This is a genomic window from Snodgrassella sp. ESL0304 (assembly GCF_013344995.1).
In the GTDB taxonomy this organism is placed as follows: Bacteria; Pseudomonadota; Gammaproteobacteria; order Burkholderiales; family Neisseriaceae; genus Snodgrassella; species Snodgrassella alvi.
On record NZ_JAAEDR010000013.1, the window covers coordinates 136,366 to 159,721 of the forward strand.

At 42.6% G+C, this 23,356-nt stretch carries 20 protein-coding genes; 10 read left to right on the plus strand and 10 right to left on the minus strand.

From position 1 onward, the window contains the following. Window positions 1-183 precede the first annotated feature (183 nt). Window positions 184-912, minus strand: coding sequence for a helix-turn-helix transcriptional regulator (locus GYX91_RS06365; protein ID WP_084550191.1), 729 nt, complete (start codon window positions 910-912; stop codon window positions 184-186). A 114-nt stretch (window positions 913-1,026) separates the two neighbouring features. After that, window positions 1,027-1,878 carry a prolipoprotein diacylglyceryl transferase gene (lgt, locus tag GYX91_RS06370; protein ID WP_174830273.1) on the minus strand — a complete coding sequence of 284 codons (852 nt, stop codon included), beginning with the start codon at window positions 1,876-1,878 and terminating at the stop codon, window positions 1,027-1,029. On the opposite strand from lgt, the gene GYX91_RS06375 reads away from it, so the two are divergent. The 3 genes from GYX91_RS06375 to GYX91_RS06385 all read left to right on the plus strand — a co-directional run bounded on the left by GYX91_RS06375 (window position 1,867) and on the right by GYX91_RS06385 (window position 3,940). Beyond that, window positions 1,867-2,043, plus strand: coding sequence for a hypothetical protein (locus GYX91_RS06375; protein ID WP_174830275.1), 177 nt, complete (start codon window positions 1,867-1,869; stop codon window positions 2,041-2,043). The two genes, lgt and GYX91_RS06375, sit on opposite strands and share 12 nt — an antisense overlap. 142 nt (window positions 2,044-2,185) lie before the next feature. Then, on the plus strand, window positions 2,186-3,403 hold the full coding sequence (gene hmpA, locus GYX91_RS06380; protein ID WP_174830277.1) for an NO-inducible flavohemoprotein: 1,218 nt from the start codon (window positions 2,186-2,188) through the stop codon (window positions 3,401-3,403). Between the two features lie 87 nt (window positions 3,404-3,490). Further along, the gene (locus GYX91_RS06385; protein WP_100125375.1) at window positions 3,491-3,940 is read left to right on the plus strand and encodes an Rrf2 family transcriptional regulator; all 450 of its coding nucleotides are present in this window, start codon (window positions 3,491-3,493) and stop codon (window positions 3,938-3,940) included. Between the two features lie 41 nt (window positions 3,941-3,981). Here the strand turns inward: GYX91_RS06385 and GYX91_RS06390 are convergent, their stop codons facing one another. From GYX91_RS06390 to GYX91_RS06405, 4 genes are all read right to left on the minus strand, one after another. Beyond that, entirely contained in the window at window positions 3,982-5,169 is a 1,188-nt protein-coding gene (locus GYX91_RS06390; protein ID WP_100125374.1) for an LD-carboxypeptidase, read from the minus strand. Between the two features lie 216 nt (window positions 5,170-5,385). After that, the gene (locus tag GYX91_RS06395; protein WP_174830278.1) at window positions 5,386-6,828 is read right to left on the minus strand and encodes an aminoacyl-histidine dipeptidase; all 1,443 of its coding nucleotides are present in this window, start codon (window positions 6,826-6,828) and stop codon (window positions 5,386-5,388) included. A gap of 72 nt (window positions 6,829-6,900) precedes the next feature. After that, the gene (gene ubiE, locus GYX91_RS06400) at window positions 6,901-7,638 is read right to left on the minus strand and encodes a bifunctional demethylmenaquinone methyltransferase/2-methoxy-6-polyprenyl-1,4-benzoquinol methylase UbiE (protein ID WP_025330921.1); all 738 of its coding nucleotides are present in this window, start codon (window positions 7,636-7,638) and stop codon (window positions 6,901-6,903) included. Window positions 7,639-7,707: 69 nt separating this feature from the next. After that, window positions 7,708-8,094: a gamma-butyrobetaine hydroxylase-like domain-containing protein gene (locus tag GYX91_RS06405; protein WP_232346179.1), complete on the minus strand. Its 387-nt coding sequence runs from the start codon at window positions 8,092-8,094 to the stop codon at window positions 7,708-7,710. Between the two features lie 153 nt (window positions 8,095-8,247). Between GYX91_RS06405 and nadE the strand changes: the two genes are divergently transcribed. Further along, complete coding sequence (gene nadE / locus GYX91_RS06410) at window positions 8,248-9,039, plus strand: NAD(+) synthase (RefSeq protein WP_100115482.1); 792 nt, start codon at window positions 8,248-8,250, stop codon at window positions 9,037-9,039. A gap of 147 nt (window positions 9,040-9,186) precedes the next feature. On the opposite strand, the gene GYX91_RS06415 is transcribed toward nadE, so the two are convergent. Further along, the gene (locus GYX91_RS06415; protein ID WP_174830280.1) at window positions 9,187-10,905 is read right to left on the minus strand and encodes a proline--tRNA ligase; all 1,719 of its coding nucleotides are present in this window, start codon (window positions 10,903-10,905) and stop codon (window positions 9,187-9,189) included. A 124-nt stretch (window positions 10,906-11,029) separates the two neighbouring features. Between GYX91_RS06415 and hemG the strand changes: the two genes are divergently transcribed. Next, window positions 11,030-11,587: a menaquinone-dependent protoporphyrinogen IX dehydrogenase gene (gene hemG, locus GYX91_RS06420; RefSeq protein ID WP_084550182.1), complete on the plus strand. Its 558-nt coding sequence runs from the start codon at window positions 11,030-11,032 to the stop codon at window positions 11,585-11,587. A 757-nt stretch (window positions 11,588-12,344) separates the two neighbouring features. Further along, window positions 12,345-15,113 (plus strand): calcium-binding protein, encoded by a 2,769-nt coding sequence (locus GYX91_RS06425; protein ID WP_174830282.1) that lies wholly within the window; start codon window positions 12,345-12,347, stop codon window positions 15,111-15,113. Window positions 15,114-15,340: 227 nt separating this feature from the next. Here the strand turns inward: GYX91_RS06425 and GYX91_RS06430 are convergent, their stop codons facing one another. Then, the gene (locus GYX91_RS06430) at window positions 15,341-16,546 is read right to left on the minus strand and encodes an acetate kinase (RefSeq protein ID WP_025330927.1); all 1,206 of its coding nucleotides are present in this window, start codon (window positions 16,544-16,546) and stop codon (window positions 15,341-15,343) included. A 55-nt stretch (window positions 16,547-16,601) separates the two neighbouring features. Beyond that, a complete protein-coding gene (locus GYX91_RS06435) occupies window positions 16,602-17,129 on the minus strand; it encodes a C40 family peptidase (RefSeq protein ID WP_174830284.1) in 528 nt (175 codons plus the stop codon). A 340-nt stretch (window positions 17,130-17,469) separates the two neighbouring features. On the opposite strand from GYX91_RS06435, the gene GYX91_RS06440 reads away from it, so the two are divergent. Together GYX91_RS06440 and dapC are read left to right on the plus strand one after the other, a co-directional pair. After that, window positions 17,470-18,639, plus strand: a complete 1,170-nt coding sequence (locus GYX91_RS06440) for a nitronate monooxygenase family protein (RefSeq protein ID WP_025330929.1) — start codon at window positions 17,470-17,472, stop codon at window positions 18,637-18,639. Between the two features lie 153 nt (window positions 18,640-18,792). Beyond that, the gene (dapC, locus tag GYX91_RS06445) at window positions 18,793-19,980 is read left to right on the plus strand and encodes a succinyldiaminopimelate transaminase (RefSeq protein ID WP_174830286.1); all 1,188 of its coding nucleotides are present in this window, start codon (window positions 18,793-18,795) and stop codon (window positions 19,978-19,980) included. Between the two features lie 104 nt (window positions 19,981-20,084). Here dapC and GYX91_RS06450 read toward each other — a convergent pair whose 3' ends face one another. Further along, on the minus strand, window positions 20,085-20,957 hold the full coding sequence (locus GYX91_RS06450; RefSeq protein WP_084563869.1) for a YicC/YloC family endoribonuclease: 873 nt from the start codon (window positions 20,955-20,957) through the stop codon (window positions 20,085-20,087). A gap of 162 nt (window positions 20,958-21,119) precedes the next feature. Here GYX91_RS06450 and rph point away from each other — a divergent pair, with 162 nt between their 5' ends. Together rph and GYX91_RS06460 are read left to right on the plus strand one after the other, a co-directional pair. Continuing rightward, entirely contained in the window at window positions 21,120-21,857 is a 738-nt protein-coding gene (rph, locus tag GYX91_RS06455; RefSeq protein ID WP_174830288.1) for a ribonuclease PH, read from the plus strand. Between the two features lie 203 nt (window positions 21,858-22,060). Next, window positions 22,061-23,302 carry an aspartate kinase gene (locus tag GYX91_RS06460; protein ID WP_025330933.1) on the plus strand — a complete coding sequence of 414 codons (1,242 nt, stop codon included), beginning with the start codon at window positions 22,061-22,063 and terminating at the stop codon, window positions 23,300-23,302. Window positions 23,303-23,356: the final 54 nt, after the last annotated feature.

Sequence of the window (23,356 nt, forward strand, 5' to 3'; positions counted from 1 at the left end):
CTTTTAAAGCTGTACACTGCAAATAAAAAAACGGCTGAAATATCTGAAATACAGGCAGTTTAGCCGTTTTTTCTGCGCTTAAATTTAAGTTTTTCTTTTATCTCAAAATAGGTAAAAATTGTACATTCTTTAAAATATTTTAAATATAATTTATAACATATTTAAACATATTTAAACGTATAGTTAAATTTTTCTACAAAACCATTCAACGCGTCCCACAATTTCAATTTTATTTTCCAAGTTTTTTAAATTAATTGTAAACGGGTCATAGGCTTTATTCTCAGATTTAACTGATAATTTATCATCAGGGAGCAGCTGAGTACGTTTAACAATTAACTCATCACCAATTCTTAAAACATATAAACCAGTTGCCGGTTGATTCCTTGAATGATTAATTAGTAATTTATCACCATCATAGAGTAAATCAGCCATTGAATCACCCTGGACGGTTATTACTGATAAATCACGTGGATTTGCATGCAAAAAATTGATTACCCAACTTCGGCGAAAAGCCATTGTCGGGACAGGCTCATCATCATTTGATATAAATTTATAACTTAATGCGGTTTTAATATCATATTCTGGAATAAAAACAAAATCATCAATATCTACACGTTTTCCTGAAACATCGACAGTTGATTTTGTTACTTGAATATTGCTTGTATTTGATTCCTGTGTATTTTTAAATTTTTTACCCTCTCCCGTTGCTAGCCAAGCAATATTTACATTGGCTGCATCAGCAAGTCGTATTAAATTTGTTCTAGATGGATCAGATTCTCCCCGTAGCCATCTAAATACTGATGATGCAGTTACTCCAGCCTTTTTAGCCACAACATTGGGATTGCCTAATAGCTCAACTATTTCATTTATGCGCTGGGCAAATATCATATTATCTTCGTAAAAGTTTTTCATTTCTTCTTTTTCGTAAAATATATTAGTACAAAAACACCGTAAAACATGTCTGCCAATGATTAAAGCCGCAATAAATATATTTTATTGCGGCTTTAACAGCTTTATAAATTCAGTTTAAGCTGCTTTTTTACAAGTATAAGCGAATCCGACTGCGCCAATCACAATCATCGGCAGACTGAGCCATTGCCCCATAGACATATGCATCGCCAGCAAACCCAGATAGTCATCAGGTTCACGCGCAAACTCAACAATAAACCTGAATACACCGTAGCCAAGTAAAAACAGCATAGATGCCTGCCCCAGCGGACGAGGTTTTTTGGTAAACAGCCACATAATCACAAACAGCACAATTCCTTCAAGCATAAATTCATACAGCTGTGAAGGATGGCGCGGCAGCATCTGAAATTTATCCCATACCGGCAGCCATTGTTGCGGATCCTGCTTCACCAGCGCCACATCATCATCATGCGCGTGCGGAAAACCCATCGCCCAGAAAGCATCAGCACTGGTAACACGTCCCCACAGCTCGCCGTTAATGAAATTACCGATACGGCCGCATGCCAGTCCGAGCGGTATCAGCGGCGCCACAAAATCGGCTACTGCCCAGAATTTAATCTTGTGTTTGCGGGCAAACAGCAACATGGCGACCAGCACTCCGATAAAGCCGCCATGAAACGACATACCACCCTGCCAGATTTTCAGAATATCCAGCGGATGACTGAAATAGTACGCAGACTGATAAAACAACACATAGCCCAGACGCCCGCCCAGTATCACGCCGAATACACCCCAGGTAAATAAATCTTCCAGCAATTCATTGGTAAATATGGTCTGCCCGCTTTTAATCCGTCTGCGTCCCAGCCAGATAAACAAACAAAAACCAACAATATAACTTAATGCGTACCAGCGAATGGCCAGAGGACCCAGATGTATCAGTACTGGATCAAAATTCGGATGGATCATCATAAATTTAGCATTCCTCAGATATCCTGCTCATTTCATCAGTCACAACAGCCAGTCACCCTATTCTGGATAACAGCCGGAATGACCAGAAATACCACAACCAAAATAGCAGACAGTTTAACTCATATTCGCCAATCTATGCGCCACTTTCCGCATTTCATCCCTTAATAGCAATACCGAACAGATTGAAATAGAAAAATCATTCATTTAATTGATTCAGTATTTATTGACAGCCGCTATTAAGCAGCCTAATATAAAATATGTATTTTATATACATATTAAATTATACAAAATTTTCGGGAGAACAATCATGCAACTTACTACCAGACAAATCGAACTGGTTCAGTCTACTATTCCAACCCTAAAGGAACACGGCGTTGAACTAACCCGCTACTTTTACAACAGGATGCTCACCAATAACTCCGACCTGAAAGAAATATTTAACCTTGGCAACCAGCGCAATGATGCGCAACCACATGCACTGGCCAGTGCAGTATTGGCTTATGCTCAAAACATTACCAAATTACAGAACCTCGGCGATGCAGTTAGTCAGATCGCTCACCGGCATGTCAGTCTGGATATTCAGCCGGATCAGTATCCAATTGTTGGTACCAATCTGCTGCACTCCATCAGTGAGGTATTGAACGTCCCCATGGAAAGCGAACTGATAGAAGCATGGACTGCCGCTTATCAGCAACTGGCCGACATTCTTATTACCACAGAAGCAAATCTATATAAGAAACAAGATCAAACTGAAGGCGGCTGGAATGGCTGGAAAAAATTTAAAATAGTTGATAAGCAGATTGAAAGCAGCGAGATTACCTCTTTTTATCTGCAACCGGCAGACAACAGTCCGCTGCCGGAGTATAAGCCCGGTCAGTATATTTCCGTTCGGGTTATGGTACCTCAGTTAGGCATCCGGCAACCGCGTCAGTACTCACTTTCCGACAGCAATCATCCGAACTATTTCCGCATCAGCGTCAAAAAAGAAATTGGTGACAAACAACATGCTGAAGGTTATGTGTCTACAACTCTGCATGAGCATTACCAAATCGGTGATGAACTGGAAGTAACCAACCCGACAGGTACTTTTATACTCCACCATCCGCATAAAAATACTGTTCTGATTAGCGCAGGTGTTGGTATCACACCCATGATTGCTATTCTGAATACCCTTGCCGCAGAAGAAAATCCGCATCAGCAAATCAGTTTTATTCATGCCTGCCGCAACAGTAATGTACTGGCAATGCACCAGCATATCACCGAATTGCAGCAAAGCATGCCTAACCTGCGCAGCTATCTGGCCTGTGAAAACCCGGGTAAAGAATTAGCGGCTGATAAAATTGGTCGTCTGAATTTATCCGAACTGGACAGCTCACTACTGCCTGCTGATGCAGACTATTATATTTGCGGCCCGATAGAATTTATGCATGCACAATATCAGGCTCTGCGTGATTTACAAATACCACAAAACCAGATTTTCATGGAATTATTCGGTACAGGCGGATTCAGCCAGCTGGCAGCATAATAACCATTTTAAAATTATTTAAACGAAATCTTTTCATGGCAGCTGAAAACAGGCAAAATTAACCTTCCATTAGTCTGACAGTCTGCCATGCAATTAAACCGTTTTACCGATTTAGGCTTACGCGTATTATTAGCTTTACAATACCTGCCTGAGAACAGACTTTCTACCGTAGAAAGTCTGGCCAGACAGCTCAGCGTATCTAAAAATCATCTGGTAAAAATTGTATATTTCATGGCGCAGAGCGGCTGGATTGATTCCTTTAAGGGCAGAAAAGGCGGTATAAAACTGGCTGACTCCAGCTATCAGCTCAAACTGGGTGATATTGTTCAGGCACTGGAGCTGGCCTCATCAGAGACCCCTCATTTAATCAACTGCCGGCAACCCCCATGCTCAATGGCAGAGTTTTGCTATCTTCCCCGACTATTCAGCGAAGCGCAGCGAGCCTTTTATCATTCCCTGAACCGCTATACCCTCAGTCAGCTCAAGGCTCCGGCTGACAATCAGGCAATTATCAAATGGCTGGAGCAGCCAGAATAAATCAGCTGAAAACTCAAGCTGACAAATTACTGCCAGAATAATTACATCGTATCTTCGGTTTCAGATGAAGAATCATTAGCAGGCGCAGTAGATCCGTTAAGTAGTCCCTCAACGGCAGGCGGTTGCGGAAGCAGCGTATTTAAAGCCAGTACAGAAGGATTCAAAACCGGATAATCACTGAAATCAATCTGATAACCACCATTATTGGTAGAATACAAACTTGCTTTGGCGCCCAGGGGAAAGGTAACCTTATCGGTAATATGCCCGAAAGGAAATCCGGTTAGTACCGGAACCTTTGTCAGCCTTGCCATCGTCTGAATCACAGAATTCAAAGTATAACTACTGTCATAGACATCACGAATCGAGCCCATACGGAAATTACCCAGAATAATTGCCTGCTGTCGTGCAAGTACTCCGCTCAGATACAATGTCTGAAGCATGCGTTCTATCCGGTATGGCTGTTCACCCACATCTTCAATAAACAAAATACCGCCATTCACCTGTGGCATAAATTGAGAGCCGGCGAGCGCAGACAACACACTCAGATTGCCTCCCCACAAAATACCCTCAGCCCGTATCTGATAATTCTGTATATCGGCAACTGTAACTGACATTTTCGGATTACAGCTGTTCTCAATAAAAGAACGGGTGGTAAATAAACTCATCTGTGGTTTACCAAACTCACTATACAGCATTGGTCCGGCAAAACTGCACATTTTCCCCTGAGCCAGCAATGCCAGTTGCACAGCAGTAACATCACTGTAGCCATACAGTAATGTACCCTGCTCACGCATTCTTGCACCCAGAGAAGACCAGTTAACCAGAGGCAAAATACGCATCGCCCCGTATCCGCCACGCAGCCCCATCAGTACCTTCGGTACAGGTACCCGGCCGATAGCAACATCCTGCAAATCTGCAGCACGCTCAGCATCACTGCCAGAAAAACGCTGATAGCGACGCATAAACGCCTGCTGATTACTCACGGCAAAACCGGCTATAGCCAGACGCTGGGCTGCCAGCTCACTTCGGCTGACACTTTCACCAAATCCGGAACAGGCAAAAATACGCATAGTATTAAGATTATTATTGGTTTGCACAGGTACTTTAGGTGTTGATGCTGTTTTGACGTCAGGCTTCGGATTGCTGCGACAAGCCTGCAACAGACCGGCACCTGCAAAAGCAGCACCGGCACGCAGAAAATTACGACGGCTATTTTGTTGAGTATCCATAAAACTCACTTCCTGATCCGGCAGATTGTCCGGACAAAAATATATGGGCCATTGTAAAAGTAATTCATTCTGATTAACAATAGTCAGAACCGAAATTATTTATGCCGGTACAAACCGGCTAAGGCTTACTATACCCTGTTTACGAAGAATAGCAGCAAAAAAATAGCAAAAAGGCATGTCACAGCCATGCCTTTTCAGTACCAACCGGCAACCTGATTACTGCCGTGGCGGTATAGATTTGAGTAAATCCAGCAAAACAGACCAGCATTCAGCCACAGCTTTAATTTCTACCCGTTCTTTAGGAGAATGTGCTGCACGTATTGTCGGTCCGAATGACACCATATCCAGATGAGGTGCTTTACCACTGAGAATCCCGCATTCCAGTCCGGCATGAATAATCTGCAACGGTGGCTGTTTACCATAGTGACGGGCAAAAATAGTGCTGGTTAGTTTCAGTAAAGAAGAGTCTGCATTCGGTGCCCAGCCCGGATAATCTGCTATTAACTCCAGATTTGCCCCGGCCATCCGCGCTAATGCAGCCAGACGCAAACTGAATTCATCTTTAGGGGTTTCCAGAAGCGAACGCATCAGACAATGTATCAGTAAACCATCGGTTCCGGTTTTCACTTCCCCCATATTAGAAGAAGTTTCCACAATTCCCTTAAACTGCTCACTCATACGCATTACACCATTGGGCACAGCCAGCAGCAAATCAAGCGCTTTTTGAGTACTTTCCAGAGTAGCGGCCTGAGTCAGATCCTCTGCCGGTAAGACTTCAATATTTAACTGTGTTTCTTCTGCCCATTCTGCAGCAATAACAGCAGCAATTGGTGCAACAGCTGCACGTGCTGTATCAGCATCCAGGCCAATCACAGCCTGAGCCTCACGTGTGATTACATTGCGCAACTCGCCACCCTGCCATGAACCCAGAGCAAAAGGTATCTGTGCATACAAACCAGACAGCACCCGTGCAAGCAATACATTAGCATTGGCATGATTTTTATCAATATCCACGCCTGAATGACCACCACGCAAACCGGACACCCGAACAGTACATGCAGACAGCTTACCGGCTTGCCAGTTCAGAGGTAAGGTCATACTGGCATCACGACCACCGGCACAGCCGATAAAAATCTCACCCGCTTCTTCGGTATCCAGATTAATCAGATAGGGCATCTGCAACCAATCCGCACTTAGCGCTTCTGCTCCGCCCATACCGATTTCTTCTTCAACCGTAACAATCAGCGTTAATTCAGGATGCGCAATACCTTCACTGAATATTACTGCCAGCCCCATAGCCAGACCAATACCATTATCAGCACCGAGGGTTGTGTCATTAGCCCAAACCCAGCCATCTTTAATCTGGGTCTGCACCGGATCACGCTGAAAATCATGCTGCGAATCAGCGCCTTTTTGTGCTACCATATCCATATGCGCCTGAATGGCTACCGGCACACAATTTTCCATACCCGCAGTGGCAGGTTTGCAAATACGCAAATTTCCCTTAGCATCAATATCTGTTTTCAGACTATATTCTTGTGCTGCCTTAACCAGCATTTCCCGCACAGCCTGTTCATGAAATGTCGGACGCGGTACCGCACACAAACGCGCAAACCACTGCCATACCGGCTGCGGCTGTAATTGTTCAATTTCACTCATAACATTACCCAGTCACATATAAAACAAATCAGGCCACCATATGGCAGCCTGAACACAGTGTCAACTGACAAACTAAAACTTAACCCCTTTATGCAAAGCCACCACGCCAGCGGTTAAATTATGATAATTCACACTATCAAATCCTACATCCAGCATCATTTTTCTTAACGTTTCCTGATCAGGATGCATACGGATTGATTCTGCCAGATACTGATAGCTGTCTGCATCTTTAGCAATCAGCTTACCCATCAGCGGCAGCATCTTAAATGAATATAAATCATAAACCGGCTTGAGCGGCTTGAATACATGCGAAAATTCCAGTACCAGCAAAGTACCGCCGGGTTGTAAAACGCGATACATTTCAGCCAGTGCCACTTCTTTATGCGTCATATTACGCAAACCAAACGATACCGACACCAGATTAAAATAATTATCCGGAAAAGGCAGTTTTTCTGCATCACACAGCGCCACCGGCAATGCCAGCCCTTCATTAAGTAAACGATCCCGGCCCACTGTCAGCATAGAAGAATTAATATCAGTAAGCCAGACTTCACCGCTGCGTCCTACCCGTCTGGCCCAGCCGCGCGACAAATCACCTGAACCACCGGCAATATCCAGTACCTTATCGCCTTTACGTACCGGAGCTGTGGTAATGGTAAAGTGCTTCCAGATCCGGTGTAAACCGCCGGACATCACATCATTCATCACATCATAGTTTTTGGCCACCGAATGGAATACACCGGCAACACGACCCGCTTTTTCATCTTCATCAACAGTTTGATAACCAAAATGAGTTTTGTGATCGCTCATACCACACTTTCAGAATTAAATATTGCCCAAATAAACTTATCCGGCTGCCTGCATCCGAATAACCGCAAATCAGTCGGGGTCACGGCTGGCGCCGGCAAGAAGTAACTGCTTTTCATAACCAGCCCAGAGTTCTGCCTGACGAACAGCCAGATCATACAAATAATCCCAGTCGTACAACCCTGTATCATGTCCGTCTGAAAATGCAATACGCAAAGCATAATTACCAACCTGAGACAAAGCAGTAATCGTTACATCACGCTTACCTGTCTGTAATACTTCCTGCCCCGCTGCGTGACCGCGCACTTCAGCACTGGGTGAAAATACCCGCAGAAACTCAGCCTCAAGCTCATATGTTTTTGCTCCGTAGACCAGCCGTAATCTCTGCCGGTTCTGACTTAAGCGGATTTCAGCTGGCACCATATCCTGCATATAACTATTTTTTCCGTCACAAGACATTAACAAACTATACCTATTCTAACCTAATATACCACTTACTGCCCAATCAGATTAAATACATAAGCCGGCAGCAACAGTCGCAACAGACCCTTTGCAAGGCAAAGCTTAAAGAAGTATATTAATCCTGCTCAATAATCAGCGAAAGAATACACCATGCAAACAGCAGCCATCATTGAATATATTGTTAACTGGTTACGTGATTATGCCACTCAGGCAAAATGCAAAGGTTTTGTTGTAGGCGTTTCCGGCGGTATCGATTCTGCCGTAGTCTCTACTCTTGCTGCCAGAACAGGCTTGCCCACATTAGTACTGGAACTGCCTATTCATCAGAAAGTTAATCAGATAGCACGGGCACAGGAGCATATTCGTCAGCTGAAAAGCCGTTATAACAACATAGAAGAACACTGGGTAGACCTTACCCGCACCTTTGACTCATTTACCATGGCGGTAGACATTGGCGACAATAAAGATGAACAAACCCAGCTGGCACTGGCCAATGCACGCAGCCGCCTGCGCATGATTGCACTATATTACTACGCTCAGGAACGCGGCCTGCTTGTGGTCGGAACCGGTAATAAAGTAGAAGATTTCGGCGTCGGGTTCTTTACCAAATACGGCGATGGCGGCGTAGATCTCAGCCCGATTGCCGATCTGCTTAAAAGCCAGGTATATACACTGGCTGAAGAACTGAACATAGATCAGAATATTATTGATGCTCCGCCTACGGATGGATTATGGGATGCCGATAAAACCGATGAAGAGCAGATTGGTGCAACCTATCCTGAGCTCGAATGGGCAATGAGTGTTTACGATACCCATAAAATAGACGATTTTACCGGCCGCGAGCGCGAAGTATTTGCTATTTATGAACGTTATCATCGTGCCATGCAACATAAAATCAACCCGATTCCGGTATGCAAGATTCCGGGCGAATTACTTAAATAATATAAAAAACCAGATTGCAAAATCTGGTTTTTTATTCGTTAATCTTCAAACTGCAACCATAATTACATTATCAAATCAGATTATTATTTTTAAAAATAATCAGCCAAAACCAGACGCACAACATCCGGTCTGTACACATGTAAAATATTAATTACGGCTGAATAAAGCACAAATATGCGGCACTACTGCATCAACGGCCAGCTCAGTAGCTTCAGTATCCCTGCGCGCCTGATACTCTACTTTACCCGCTTTCAGACCACGGTCACCAATCACAATCCGGTGCGGAATACCAATCAGCTCAGAATCATGCAGTAATACACCGGAACGTTCATCACGATCGTCCAGCAGCACATCTATTCCGGCCTGCTGTAATTGCGCATACAAATTATCTGCGGCAGCTTTTACATCAGCTGACTTTTTATAATTCATCGGCACAATCACCACCGTAAACGGTGCCATAGCTTCTGTCCAGATAATACCGCGTTCATCATTATTCTGTTCAATTGCCGCAGCAATCACACGCGTAATCCCGATACCATAACACCCCATTTCCAGCACAACATTTTTACCGTTCTGATCCAGAACAGTAGCCTGCATAGCTTCAGAATACTTAGTCCGTAACTGGAACACATGGCCAACCTCAATTCCGCGGGCCAGCTTCAGACTTCCGGTTCCGCACGGACTAGGATCACCGGCGATTACTTCGCGTAAATCAGCAAATTCCGGTTCTGCTGCATCACGGCCAAAATTAAAGCCTGTGTAATGATGATCGTCTTCATTAGCACCAATTACCCAGTCTGCAGATTTTGCAGTAGCAAAATCGGCGTATACCTTACCCTTAAAGCCCACAGGACCAAGCGAACCACCATGTGCGCCATTGAAAGCTGCTTCAATAGCTGCCACAGAAGCCATAGTTAACGGTACTTTTACTCCTGCCAGCTTCTCAGCCTTGATTTCATTCAGATGATGATCTCCGCGAACCAGCAGCAATACTACCGTTCCCTCTTCTTCACCCTCAACAACCAGCGATTTCAGAGTCTGCTCAACCGGAATATTTAAAAATGCCACTAAATCTTCAATACTGCGTACATTCGGCGTGTGAACTTTGCTTAAAGCCTGCCCTGCACTCCGGCGCTCTCCTGATAATGGCAAAGTAGCAGCCAGCTCAACATTAGCTGCATAGTCAGATATATCACTATAGGCAATAACATCCTCACCACTTTCCGCCAGAACCTGAAACTCATGCGAACCCGTTCCGCCAATACTGCCGGTATCTGCTGCCACAGGACGATAATCCAGTCCCAGCCGGTCAAAAACGCGGCAATAGGCATTAAACATATCCCGATAAGTCTGTTGCAATGATTCAAATGAAGTATGGAATGAATAAGCATCTTTCATAACAAACTCACGGGCACGCATTACCCCGAACCGTGGCCGTACCTCATCCCTGAATTTAGTCTGAATATGATAAAAATTCAGTGGCAACTGCTTGTAGCTGCGAATTTCACTGCGCACAATATCCGTAATTACTTCCTCACAAGTTGGCCCCATACAGAACTCACGTTCGTGACGATCAGTAATACGCAATAATTCCTTACCATAAAATGCCCAGCGGCCGCTTTCCTGCCACAATTCAGCCGGCTGAACTACCGGCATCAGCAATTCAATCGAACCGGCACGATTCATCTCTTCCCGCACAATATGTTCAACCTTGCGTAGTACCCGCAACCCCATCGGCATCCAAGTATACAATCCGCTGGCCAGACGCCGGATCATCCCGGTACGCAGCATAAGCTTATGGCTGGCTAACTCCGCTTCGGCCGGAGCCTCTTTTAATGTTGAAATATAAAACTGACTGGCTTTCATATATATCTCCAAAAACAGCCGCCATTGTACCAGTCTCCGCGCAGTAAAAAAGCCAATATCTTGTACCTGAATAAACAAAATCAGCTTTAAATAATTACCCTGAGTAAAAACCGGCAGACGTGATATGATAAGCCTTATTTATCTGAATCTGTACACCATGAAATATCTGCTTGTATACAGCAGCCGTTTTGGCTATACCCTTAAAATTGCCCAAACACTTGAAGCGCAATGGACTGCTGCCGGTATCACAGTTGATATGATTAATCTTGCAGATGATCCGCTTATTCAGCAGGGGGAATACGATAAGATCATCATTGGTGCCTCTATCCGGTACGGACACTACGCCTCTCAACTGGCACGCTGGATAGAACGCCATCAGCAAATTCTCAGCAACACCCCAAGTGCCTTTTTCAGCGTTAGCATACTGGCTAACAAACCTCATCGCAGTACACCGCAAACACATACCTACACACGTAAATTTTTTACCAAAAGCCCATGGCGCCCTCAGTTAATTGGAATTTTTGCCGGAGAGCTGCACTATGCCAAATACAACCTGCTCGACCGCTACATGATGCGTCTGGTTATGAAACTGAATAAAGGTGAAACCCGTCTGGATGCCCATATTGAATATACCGACTGGCAAAAGGTACGGAATTTCGGTGAAGAAGTACTCAAGTTATAAAATATTACATTAGCATTATCCACAAAATTGATATTCGTTTCGATCAGCTTAACACTCATATTCTTATAAGTATTTATATAAATACTAATATTTGCTTTATCTAAATCTAATCTTTTAATTAAAAGACTATAAATAATGGATTATAAAAATCTCAGTATTATCAAATTTAAATTTAATACTGATTACTAATTCACTATTTTTAATAATATCATTTTATATATATAAAATTTAATTTTAAATTATTTTCATGTAAAAAATCTCAAATAAATATTTTTTAGAACTTAATATTTAATCGGTATTATTTAGACAATTGAATTATATTTATACGTTCTGACATTATATTGATTTTATATTTAAATATTTTTAATGTATTAAAAATATTTTACCTAAATGTTTTAAAGTAAATTTCCTTATATTTAGATATAGTAACAGTAGAAAATTTAAAAACAAAATTCATAAATATATAAATCAACCTATCTTTTTATGGTTATCAATACTCAATTAAATATGAACCTGAAACAATATCAAAGTAAATAAAAATACAACAGTTTTAAACAGATACAGACAAAATATAAATCAAAATATATAATTATAAATTAATAAATTTTAATATATAAATAATATAGTTTATTATCTACCGCAACAAATTAGTAAATTATTAATATTTATATTTAAAAAAACATATTATTTGAATTATAAAATATTTACATACAAATAATTTTAATATTTATTTTTGAAAACCTATAAGGATCTAGAAATGATTAAAACTGTTAAAAAAATACAAACCGGGAGCGACTGGACAAAAGATCGCTATGTTTTCCAGCCGGGTCATGGACAGAGCATCATACAAGATAAAGGTAATGAATATGATGTATCTCAGTACAATGATCTTATTTTTCAGCAGGCTAAAGCAGCTAATGCTATTTTCACTCGTTCCGGTAATGATCTGGTAATCAAAGCATATGGTGCAACAGATGCTGTTATCCTTCCGGATTATTTTAATACTGATAATGCTGATAGCCGTGCTTTCAATTTTATCTTTGCCGATAAAGTTTTATATCGCAATGATATCGCAGCGATGACATTCACACTGGATGGCACTAATGGCGATGATGTCCTGCATGGGTGGGATAGTAACGATATTATTAATGGCGGAGCTGGTAATGATATTCTGTATGGCGGAAACGGCGACGATACTCTTAACGGTGGTACCGGTAACGACAAACTATATGGCGGCAATGGTAACGATATTCTTAATGGCGGCGATGGCGACGACTATATCGTTGGCGAACATGGTGATAATGTACTTATAGGCGGCAACGGTAACGATATTCTGCTTGGTAGTGATGATGGCTATGATGTCCTGATTGGCGGGACTGGTAATGATGTTCTGGCTGGTGGTGAAGGTAAAGACCTTTATATCTTTCAGACAGGCCACGGTAATGACATTATCTACGATAAAAGCTCGTCCTCTGATAGTAATAGTTATAATGATGTTAAGTTTGAAAAAGCCTTTGCTGCAGATGCCAGATTCAGCCGTTCTGGAAACGATTTAGTCATACAGACTTATGGCAATAATGATTCCGTTACTCTTAGCGATTTCTTTATCACTCATAACTCATATACACGTTCATTTAATTTTATCTTTGAAGATAAAACATTAACTGCAGTCGATATTGCAAAAATGACATTTATCATAAATGGTACTGACGGTGATGATGAACTGCAGGGATGGGACAGCAACGATATCATTAATGGCGGACTGGGTAATGACAGGCTGTACGGCGGATATGGAAATGATATTCTTAACGGCGGCGATGGAAATGACTTTCTTAGCGGTGATAATGGTAATGACTATTTAGATGGCGGAAACGGTGACGATTATATCGATGGCGGAGATGGAAATGACATTCTTATCGGCGGTAATGGTAACGATACGCTGATTGGCAATACCGGATATGACATTCTTGACGGTGGTACAGGTAATGATATTCTAAATGGCGGTGATTGGGAAAAAGATCGTTATATTTTTCAGTCAGGACACGGTCAGGACATTATTAATGATAAAGGTTATGAAGACAGAAATCATGAAAAGTACAATGATGTTGTATTTGAAAATGCGTTCTTCAAAGATGCCATTTTCAGCCGTTCAGGAAATAATTTAATTATCAGAGCTTATGGTAATCAGGATTCGGTTACTCTTACAGACTTCTTTAAACCAGATAGTACAGACACACGCGCTTTTAACTTTATCTTTGCGGATATCACTCTTCCGGCGGAAGCAATTGCCCAGATGACATTGGTTCTGAATGGTACTGATGGTAATGATGTACTACATGGCTGGGATAGTAACGATATTATTAATGGCGGGCTGGGTGATGATATTCTGTATGGCGGTAACGGCGACGATATACTCAACGGCGAAGCCGGCAATGACAAGCTATACGGCGGCAATGGTAACGATATTCTTAATGGTGGCGACGGTGACGATTATCTGGAAGACACCCAGGGAGATAATATTTTTATTGGCGGCAATGGTAACGATATCCTGCTGGGAGGAGAAGGCTACGATGTTATGATTGGTGGTACTGGTAATGATGTTATGGCTGGCGGTGAAGGAAAAGACCTCTATATCTTTCAGACAGGTCACGGTAATGACATTATCAATGATAAAAGCTTATCTTCCGATTGCAATAACTATAATGATGTTAAATTTGAAAAAGCTTTTGCTGCTGATGCCAGATTCAGCCGTTCAGGAAACAATTTAGTCATACAGGCTTATGGCAATAATGATTCAGTTACTCTTACTGATTTCTTCATCTCCGGTTATGCAAATACACGTGCATTTAATTTTATCTTTGAAGATAAAACAATAACTGCAATTGATATTGCAAAAATGACATTTGTACTGGAGGGTACTGATAATGATGATGTACTTACCGGCTGGGACAGTAATGATATTATCAATGGTAAAAAAGGGAATGATATTCTTTATGGCGGTAAGGGCAATGATTACATTTATGGAGGACAGGGTAACGATACCCTTTATGGTGAAGAAGGTAATGATTCACTTTTTGGAGAAGAAGGTTACGATATACTGAATGGCGGTGCCGGCGATGATTATCTTTTCGGCGGTAACTTTGAAAAAGATTTATATGTTTTCAACGCTAATCATGGCAGAGATGTTGTTGAAGATATAGCAATAAACCGACAACAAGGCGATATTCTTGCCTTCAAAGACTATAGCAGCAGAGAATTATGGTTTAGTCAAAACGGAAATGATTTAATTATCAGTCATATCGGTACTTCTGATCAGGTTACTGTAAAAAGCTGGTTTGTTTCTGAATATAACCGTCAGTATAGTATAACCACTGCTGATGGTAAGGAAATTTATGCTTCACAAGTTGAACAGTTAGTAAATGCCATGTCGAGTTTTACTGCGAGTACTCATGATATTGCCACGACAGATAATCAAAAAATGCAATTTAATCAGCAGGCAATTATTTCTTCATATTGGGGAAAATAATTTATAAATAGTTATTTATTTATAATATCTGCTTCTCAAGGAATCCATCTTACGGATTCCTTTTTCATTATTAGTTGATATCTGATTTTATATTTTTTATGAAATATTAAAGTATTTATTTAAATAAATAAAATGTTATACAAAAACAGGCTTTGTAATCATACAAAGCCTGTTTTAAAAGTCTTAAGAATATCTCACAGTTATTTCACTGTTTCGAATTCATTTCTTTACACATGCATCCCTGTTAAACGGGCAGTATCCTGAGCAATCATCAGCTCTTCATTAGTCGGAATAACCAAAACTGCTGCTTTACTGTCTTTTGTGCTAATTACTCCCGGTGTACCGAAGCAGGCTTCCATATTGGCATCATGATCCAGAATCATGCCAAATACATTCAGATAATTAACTACTTTTTCGCGCATTGTAGTTGAGTTTTCACCAATACCACCGGTAAATACCAATGCATCCAGACTGCCGCAGGCAACCATCATACCGCCTACATATTTAGCCAGACGGTAGGCAAATACATCCAGAGCCAGCTCGGCACCTTTGTGTCCGTTGGCAGCAGCTTCTTCCAGCATACGGCAATCGTTGGAAAGATTGGATAAACCCAGCATACCGCTTTCTTTGTTCAGCATTTCGGTAATTTCATCAATGCTCATTTTGGCATTCGCGGCCAGGAAAGAGAAAATACTCGGATCGATATCGCCGCAACGGGTACCCATAACCAGACCTTCCAACGGGGTCAGCCCCATGCTGGTATCCTGTGAACGACCGTTTTTAACAGCGGTAATAGAGGCGCCATTACCCAGATGAGCAATCACCATGCTCATTTCATTAATATCACGGCGCAAAAATGCTGCGGTTTCCTGAGCAACATAACGGTAGCTGGTACCATGCGCACCATAACGGCGTACACCGTAACGGGTATACAGTGTTGACGGAATAGCATAATGATAAGCATGCGGTGGCATAGTCTGATGGAATGCTGTATCAAATACTGCTACCTGCGGCAGCTCAGGAAACGCCTGCTGTGCTGCCTGAATGCCCAGAATATGAGCAGGATTATGCAACGGAGCCAGTACAATACAGGCTTCAATATCACGCATTACTTCAGGAGTAATCACTGTAGACTGGGTAAATCGTTCGCCGCCATGTACGACACGATGGCCGATAGCTTTGACACGGTCATATAAGCCCAGATCTTTTAACTGTTCCAGCAAAGCCATTACAGCTGCAACGTGATCATGATTGCCGGTTAAAGCGTGTTTATGTTTTTCACCATTGATTTTAAAGGTGATGAAAGCATCAGTATTACCTACTTTTTCAGCCAGACAGCTCATTAAAACTTCTTTTTCGGCTAAATCCATTACTGCGGCTTTTACTGAAGAACTGCCACAGTTAAGTACCAATACTAAATCCTGCTCACTCATGTTGTTGTCCTGTTATATCGTGATTATTAAATTCAAAATGAATAATTAATTTTATTCAGCGGGCAAACAGCGTGCGTGCACCTGTAAAACGCTGGCTAAAATAGGGCTGGTCCAGTCTGGCCGTGCGAATAACACCACTGCTGGAAGGCGCATGAATAAATTCACCGTTGCCAATATACAGCCCCATATGTGAATAAGCCTGTCCCGAAGTGTTGAAAAACACCAAATCCCCAACCTGCAAATCTTTTGTGCGGATCGGGGCGGAAACAGCTGCTATATCACGTGCGGTACGAGGCAGATTTACCTGCAATGCCTGCTGGTAAACATATTGCACCATACCACTGCAATCAAATCCGCTACCCCGGCTACTGCCGCCATAACGGTAGGGTGTACCTATCAGACTCATGCTATGCAACAGCAATTCCTGACTCCCTGCCTGATGACTGACTTTAGTAATTCGAATAGGAGCCAGACGGGGTTGAGTACCAGACTGAACTATTTTTCGACTACTAATTCTGCAGGCAGAAAGAAATAAAACAAGCGCACCTAAAACAGCACGCCGCTGTGCATTACATGTAACCATTAGTTATTTGCCCTGTTGTGATTACCTGAATCATGCTTACTCAGTGAATATAACATGAGTTGGTAATAATTGCTCTAAGCATTAAGGCTTAAATGACAATCATTACATTAACTAACCTTGTCGTACAAATCATACAAATTTTACCATTTTGAGAAAGCCATATCGCTCTGAGAAGTTTTAATCTCTTGACAGTGTCCTTGCGCAAGAATAGAGTAGAAGCACTAATTGATAAAAGCCAGCTGAATTAAAATGCTTTCCAACGTTTTTTACTGTAATTACAGGCTTTTATTCGAAGCAATACTTTAAAGCATCGCTTACTAAACAAAATACAGGAAGCAATATGCAGGAATTTGCACCACTAGTTATTCGCAATCATCATCTCATTCCGATTGTTCAGGGCGGTATGGGCGTAGGTGTTTCCGCCTCAAGTCTGGCCAGTGCAGTAGCGCGGGAAAATGGGGTAGGAACGATTGCAAGCGTGGATTTACGTCATTTGCATCCCGATTTACTTGAGCAGTCCAAAGAAAATCCTACACAGGAAAAATACGATACCTTAAACAGGATTGCACTTGATCGTGAAATCAAATCCGCACTTGCCCAGTCTGAAGGACGCGGAATGATCGCCGTTAATGTAATGAAAGCGGTTAAAGACCATCATGCTATGGTACAGCAGGCTTGTGAATCCGGTGCACATGCAATTGTAATGGGAGCCGGTCTGCCGCTGGACTTGCCGGATATGACTGAAAATTTTCCTGATGTTGCTTTGCTGCCTATTTTGTCGGAATCACGCGGTATTGGTATTGTGCTTAAACGCTGGATGAAAAAGAACCGTCTGCCTGATGCAATTGTAATCGAACATCCCGCCCATGCTGCCGGGCATCTTGGTGCAGCTACTGTTGCCGGTGTTAATGATGAACGTTTTGAATTTAAACGGGTACTGACTGAAACATTCGAATTATTTAAAAAACTTGATCTGGAACGGGAAAAAATTCCTTTGATCATTGCTGGCGGGATGGCTAATTTTCAGAAAATCACTGTAGCCTTACAAGAATGGGGTGCAGCTGCTGTACAAATCGGTACAGCATTTGCTGTAACTCAGGAAGGTGATGCTCATATCAATTTCAAAAAAACTCTCGCCGGTGCCGAAGGCGAACAAATTGTAGAATTCATGTCGGTAGCCGGCTTGCCGGCACGCGGCGTTAAAACTAAATTTCTGGATAGCTATCTGAAACGTGAAAGCGTATTACAGGCTAATGCCAAAGCAGACCCGCGGCGCTGTACGCAGGGGATTAACTGTTTGTCTGTATGCGGTTTACGTGATGGTCTGGAAAAAGTCGGACAATTCTGTATTGATCTGAAACTTGCTGCAGCCTGGCGCGGAGAAACTGACAAAGGTTTATTTTTCCGTGGTAAAGATCCGCTGCCATTCGGCTCAGCGATGCGCACTGTTAAAGAAACCATTGAATATTTACTGACCGGCGAAATTCAGGCTGTCCAGAAATCTGCCTGAAAATGCTGAATAATTTCATAAGCCACATGCATGCATGTGGTTTTTTATTTGTCTGTAACCGGTATTTTCCGGAGCTAAAAATGAATACTTACTGCCGCAGTAATTTGATTGGTGGTAGTATCAAAGCATTTACAATAATTTGTATTTACGATTATGAATCCGAAACTGGAATTGTTACAGCCCTATCCTTTTGCCAGATTACGTAAATTAATGGATGGTCTGGAACCACCGGCTGATCTCCAGCCTATATCATTACATATTGGTGAACCCAAACACCCTACCCCGTCGGTTTTAACTGATGCACTGATTCAGCATCTGGACGGACTTGCAGCCTATCCGGCTACTGCCGGCATTCCTGAGCTTCGTCAGGCTTGTGCTCAATGGCTTATGCGCCGCTACTCAGGGGTAAAAATTAATCCTGATACTGAAGTATTACCCGTGTTGGGCAGCCGGGAAGCATTATTTGCATTTACTCAAACCATCATTGACAGCAGTACTGAATATCAGCCTGTAGTTGTCAGCCCGAACCCCTTTTATCAGATATATGAAGGTTCAGCCTTGCTGGCTGGCGCGCGGGTAGAATATGTCAATTGCCGCGCTCCGCATTTTATGCCGCAATGGCAGGAAATCGATCAGAATACATGGCCAAAGGTACAATTGGTTTTTGTTTGCTCTCCGGGCAATCCCAGTGGCGCGGTAATGAATCTGGACGAATGGAAAAAACTATTTGCCTTACAGGACAAATACGGATTTGTGATTGCGTCAGATGAATGCTATTCAGAAATTTACTTTGATGATGATAATAAGCCTCTGGGTGCATTACAGGCGGCTACTCAGTTAGGCCGGACATTCGACCGTCTGATTATGTTTACCAGCCTGTCTAAACGTTCTAATGCACCCGGTCTGCGTTCCGGTTTTGTAGCAGGTGACAGTAAACTACTGGCTGATTTTCTGCTCTACCGCACCTATCATGGCAGTGCCATGAGCCTGCCCACACAATACGCCAGTATTGCAGCATGGAATGATGAAGAACACGTCATTGCCAATCGTAATCTGTATCGGGAAAAATTTGATAAAGTAATTCCGATATTACAGCAAAAATTTGTTCTGCATAAACCTGATGCTTCATTCTATCTGTGGCTGAATGTTCCCGATTGTGATGATTTGGCCTTTACACAGAAATTATGGCAAAAAGCAGCGATTCGTGTATTACCGGGACGTTATCTTGCCCGTAATACACCATACGGTAACTCCGGAGCAGGCTTTGTGCGGATCGCACTGGTATCCAGTGTCGAAGAATGTATTGAAGCTGCCAATCGTATGGTTAAACTGGCTTTTTAGAATTGGTTTCAAACAGATACTGGAATTAAAACAAAACCAGAATTGCCAGTTTCAATTTGAAAAGTAATTCTGGTTTTTAATAGTATGGCATAAACAGCTATTGTTTATTCTACGTTCTGTACCTGCTCGCGCATTTGTTCAATCAGTACTTTAAGCCCTACTGATGCCTGTGTACATTCAATGGCTATTGCTTTACTGCCAAGCGTATTCGCTTCGCGATTTAGTTCCTGCATCAGAAAATCCAGACGTTTACCCACGCTGCCGCGATGTTCTTCTATCAGACGTCGTGCTTCAGCTATGTGCGTATTTAAACGATTCAGTTCTTCATCTACATCAGCTTTTTGCATAAACAATGCGAATTCCTGTTTCAGGCGCTCTGCATCTACCTGAGCCACTGCCTCGCGCAAACGGGCTTCAGCCTTATTCATATAGTCCTGCAATAATTGCGGGAATAACTGCTGCATAGCTGCCACGATATCTGTCATATCATTCAGACGATCCAGCAAATGCTGCTGCAGTTTTTCACCCTCACGAGCCCGCGCTGCTTTAAATTCGGTGAGGACTTGTCCCAGTAAAGTCAGTACACCGTTATGTAATATTTCCTCGTCTTCCGTTGGCGCCACAAGAACACCGTGGAAATGCAAAATATCTGCAACAGTTAATTTACCTAAATCTTTATACTTGCGACGCAACTGCTGATTAAATGATGCCAGTTGTTCTACCAGTTTGTGATTAACCGGTAAATCATCAGTACTTTCGCTGGGCAGAGTCTGAATCTGAATACGGCATTCCAGTTTACCCCGTGTCACCTGAGAACTGATTAATTCACGCATCTTGCCTTCAAACGGACGTAATTCTTCTGCAATTTTAAACTGGATATCCAGATAACGATGGTTAACTGCTCTGAGCTCAATATTGATTTGGCGATTTCCACATTGTTCTGAAGCATTTGCATAGCCAGTCATACTGTATAACATATATATTTTCCTTAAACCGTTTATTCCTGCCGGGTTATATTCAAACTGGCAATTAAATCAAGTATAACGAAAACGGCTTAATCCATAAAAGGTTTAATTGATATGAATCGCAACACACTGGTTATATAATTCTGCATTCATCTCCCGACAAAGTCTCTAAATATGAAAAACACACTTCTATCCAATCGTTCCGGACGTGCTGACGATGAGCCACGTCATCTTAGTATCGTGCCTGATTTCCTCGCACAGGCAGACGGTTCTGTACTGATTTGCTGCGGTAATACTAAAGTAATTTGCACAGCAACTATTGATGAAAATGTACCCGGCTTTTTAAAAGATCAGGGTCGTGGCTGGGTAACAGCAGAATATGGCATGCTGCCCGCCTCTGCCAATGGCCGTATGCGCCGCGAAGCAGTAGCAGGAAAGCAATCGGGGAGAACTCAGGAAATTCAGCGCCTGATTGGACGTTCCTTACGGGCAGTCGTAGATTTAGAAAAACTGGGCAGCCGCCAGATACTGATTGACTGTGATGTTATACAGGCCGACGGAGGCACACGCACCGCCAGCATCAGCGGCGCTTATGTTGCTCTTGCTCTGGCAGTCAGAAAATTACTGGAAACAGGCCTGATCAGAGAAAATCCGATTCGTGAAGCTGTAGCTGCTATCTCTGTCGGTATGATTGACGGTAATCTCCTGCTCGATTTGGATTATCCGGAAGATTCATCCTGTGATGCGGATATTAATGTAGTGATGACCGCCTCACAGCAGCTGGTTGAAATTCAGGGTACAGCCGAAGGAGCTACTTTCAGTATCGGTCAGTTAAATGATTTAATCACCCTGGCACAAAAAGGAATTAAACAAATTCTTGCTGCTCAGCAACAAGCACTGGCTGAAAATTAATTCACAAAAATACAATCACCTATTTTCCGAATTTAAACACTATTTAAAACAAGCTGCCTGAACCTGACAAAATACTAACTCAGCAGCTTGTTTTTGCATGATAAAAATGCTAAAAAGAATATCCGACAGGATATTTAAGCAGGCAGGGTTAACACAACCTGTCCTTTTTTGACATTATAACAACCCGGAAAGCAAGCAGTATTATGGCGTTAATCGTACAGAAATACGGCGGTACATCAGTTGGAACAGTTGAACGTATAAAAAATGTAGCTCGTCGTGTAGCACAAGCCAGAGCCAATGGTGATGATGTAGTAGTGGTTGTATCCGCTATGAGCGGAGAAACCAACCGTTTGGTTGCACTGGCACATGAAATTCAGGAAAAGCCCAATCCGCGTGAACTGGACGTTGTTTTATCAACAGGTGAACAGGTCACTATCGGTCTGCTTGCCATGGCTTTGCACAGTATTGGCGTAGACGCAAAGAGCTATACTGGCTGGCAGGTAGCCGTTAAAACCGATTGTGCTCATACCAAAGCACGCATTGATGCGATCGATGAGATACGCATCCGCACAGATCTCAATGCCGGCAAAGTTGTTATCATAGCCGGTTTTCAGGGTGTTAATGCCAACAATGATATTACCACTCTGGGTCGCGGCGGTTCGGATACCTCAGCAGTAGCACTGGCAGCAGCACTGAAAGCAGACGAATGCCAGATCTATACTGATGTGGATGGCGTATACACCACCGACCCGCGTGTCGTACCGGAAGCGCGCCGTCTCAATACCATTTCATTTGAAGAAATGCTGGAACTGGCCAGTCTGGGCAGTAAAGTATTACAAATCCGCTCAGTAGAGTTTGCCGGTAAATATAAAGTGCGGCTGCGCGTATTAAGCAGTCTGGAAAACAGCGGTAATGGCACATTAATCACATTTGAAGAGGATCAGAATATGATGGAACATGCGGCAGTATCCGGTATTGCTTTTGATAAAAATCAGGCACGAATTAATGTGCGCGGGGTACCGGATACGCCGGGAATGGCTTCACTGATACTGGGAGCTGTCGCCGATGCCAATATTGAAGTGGATATGATTATTCAGAATGTCGGCTCAGCAGGAACCACAGACTTTTCCTTTACCGTACCACGCAGTGATTATCAGAATACGCTGGATATTCTTCATGAAGTGCAGAAAACAATAGGAGCGCGTGAAGTCTGCGGCGATGATACCGTATGTAAAGTATCAATAGTCGGTATGGGCATGCGTTCACATGTTGGCATTGCTTCTACCATGTTCCGTACTCTGGCTAAAGAAAATATCAATATCCAGATGATTTCTACTTCTGAAATCAAAGTGTCCGTGTTAATTGATGAAAAATATCTGGAGCTAGCCACCCGTGTACTGCACCAAGTGTTTGAGCTTGATAAAGAACCAGTAAAAAAAGGCTGAAAACTCCTTTTTAATTCATGTAAAAATTAACACAGGCCGGCTAAGTCACATCTG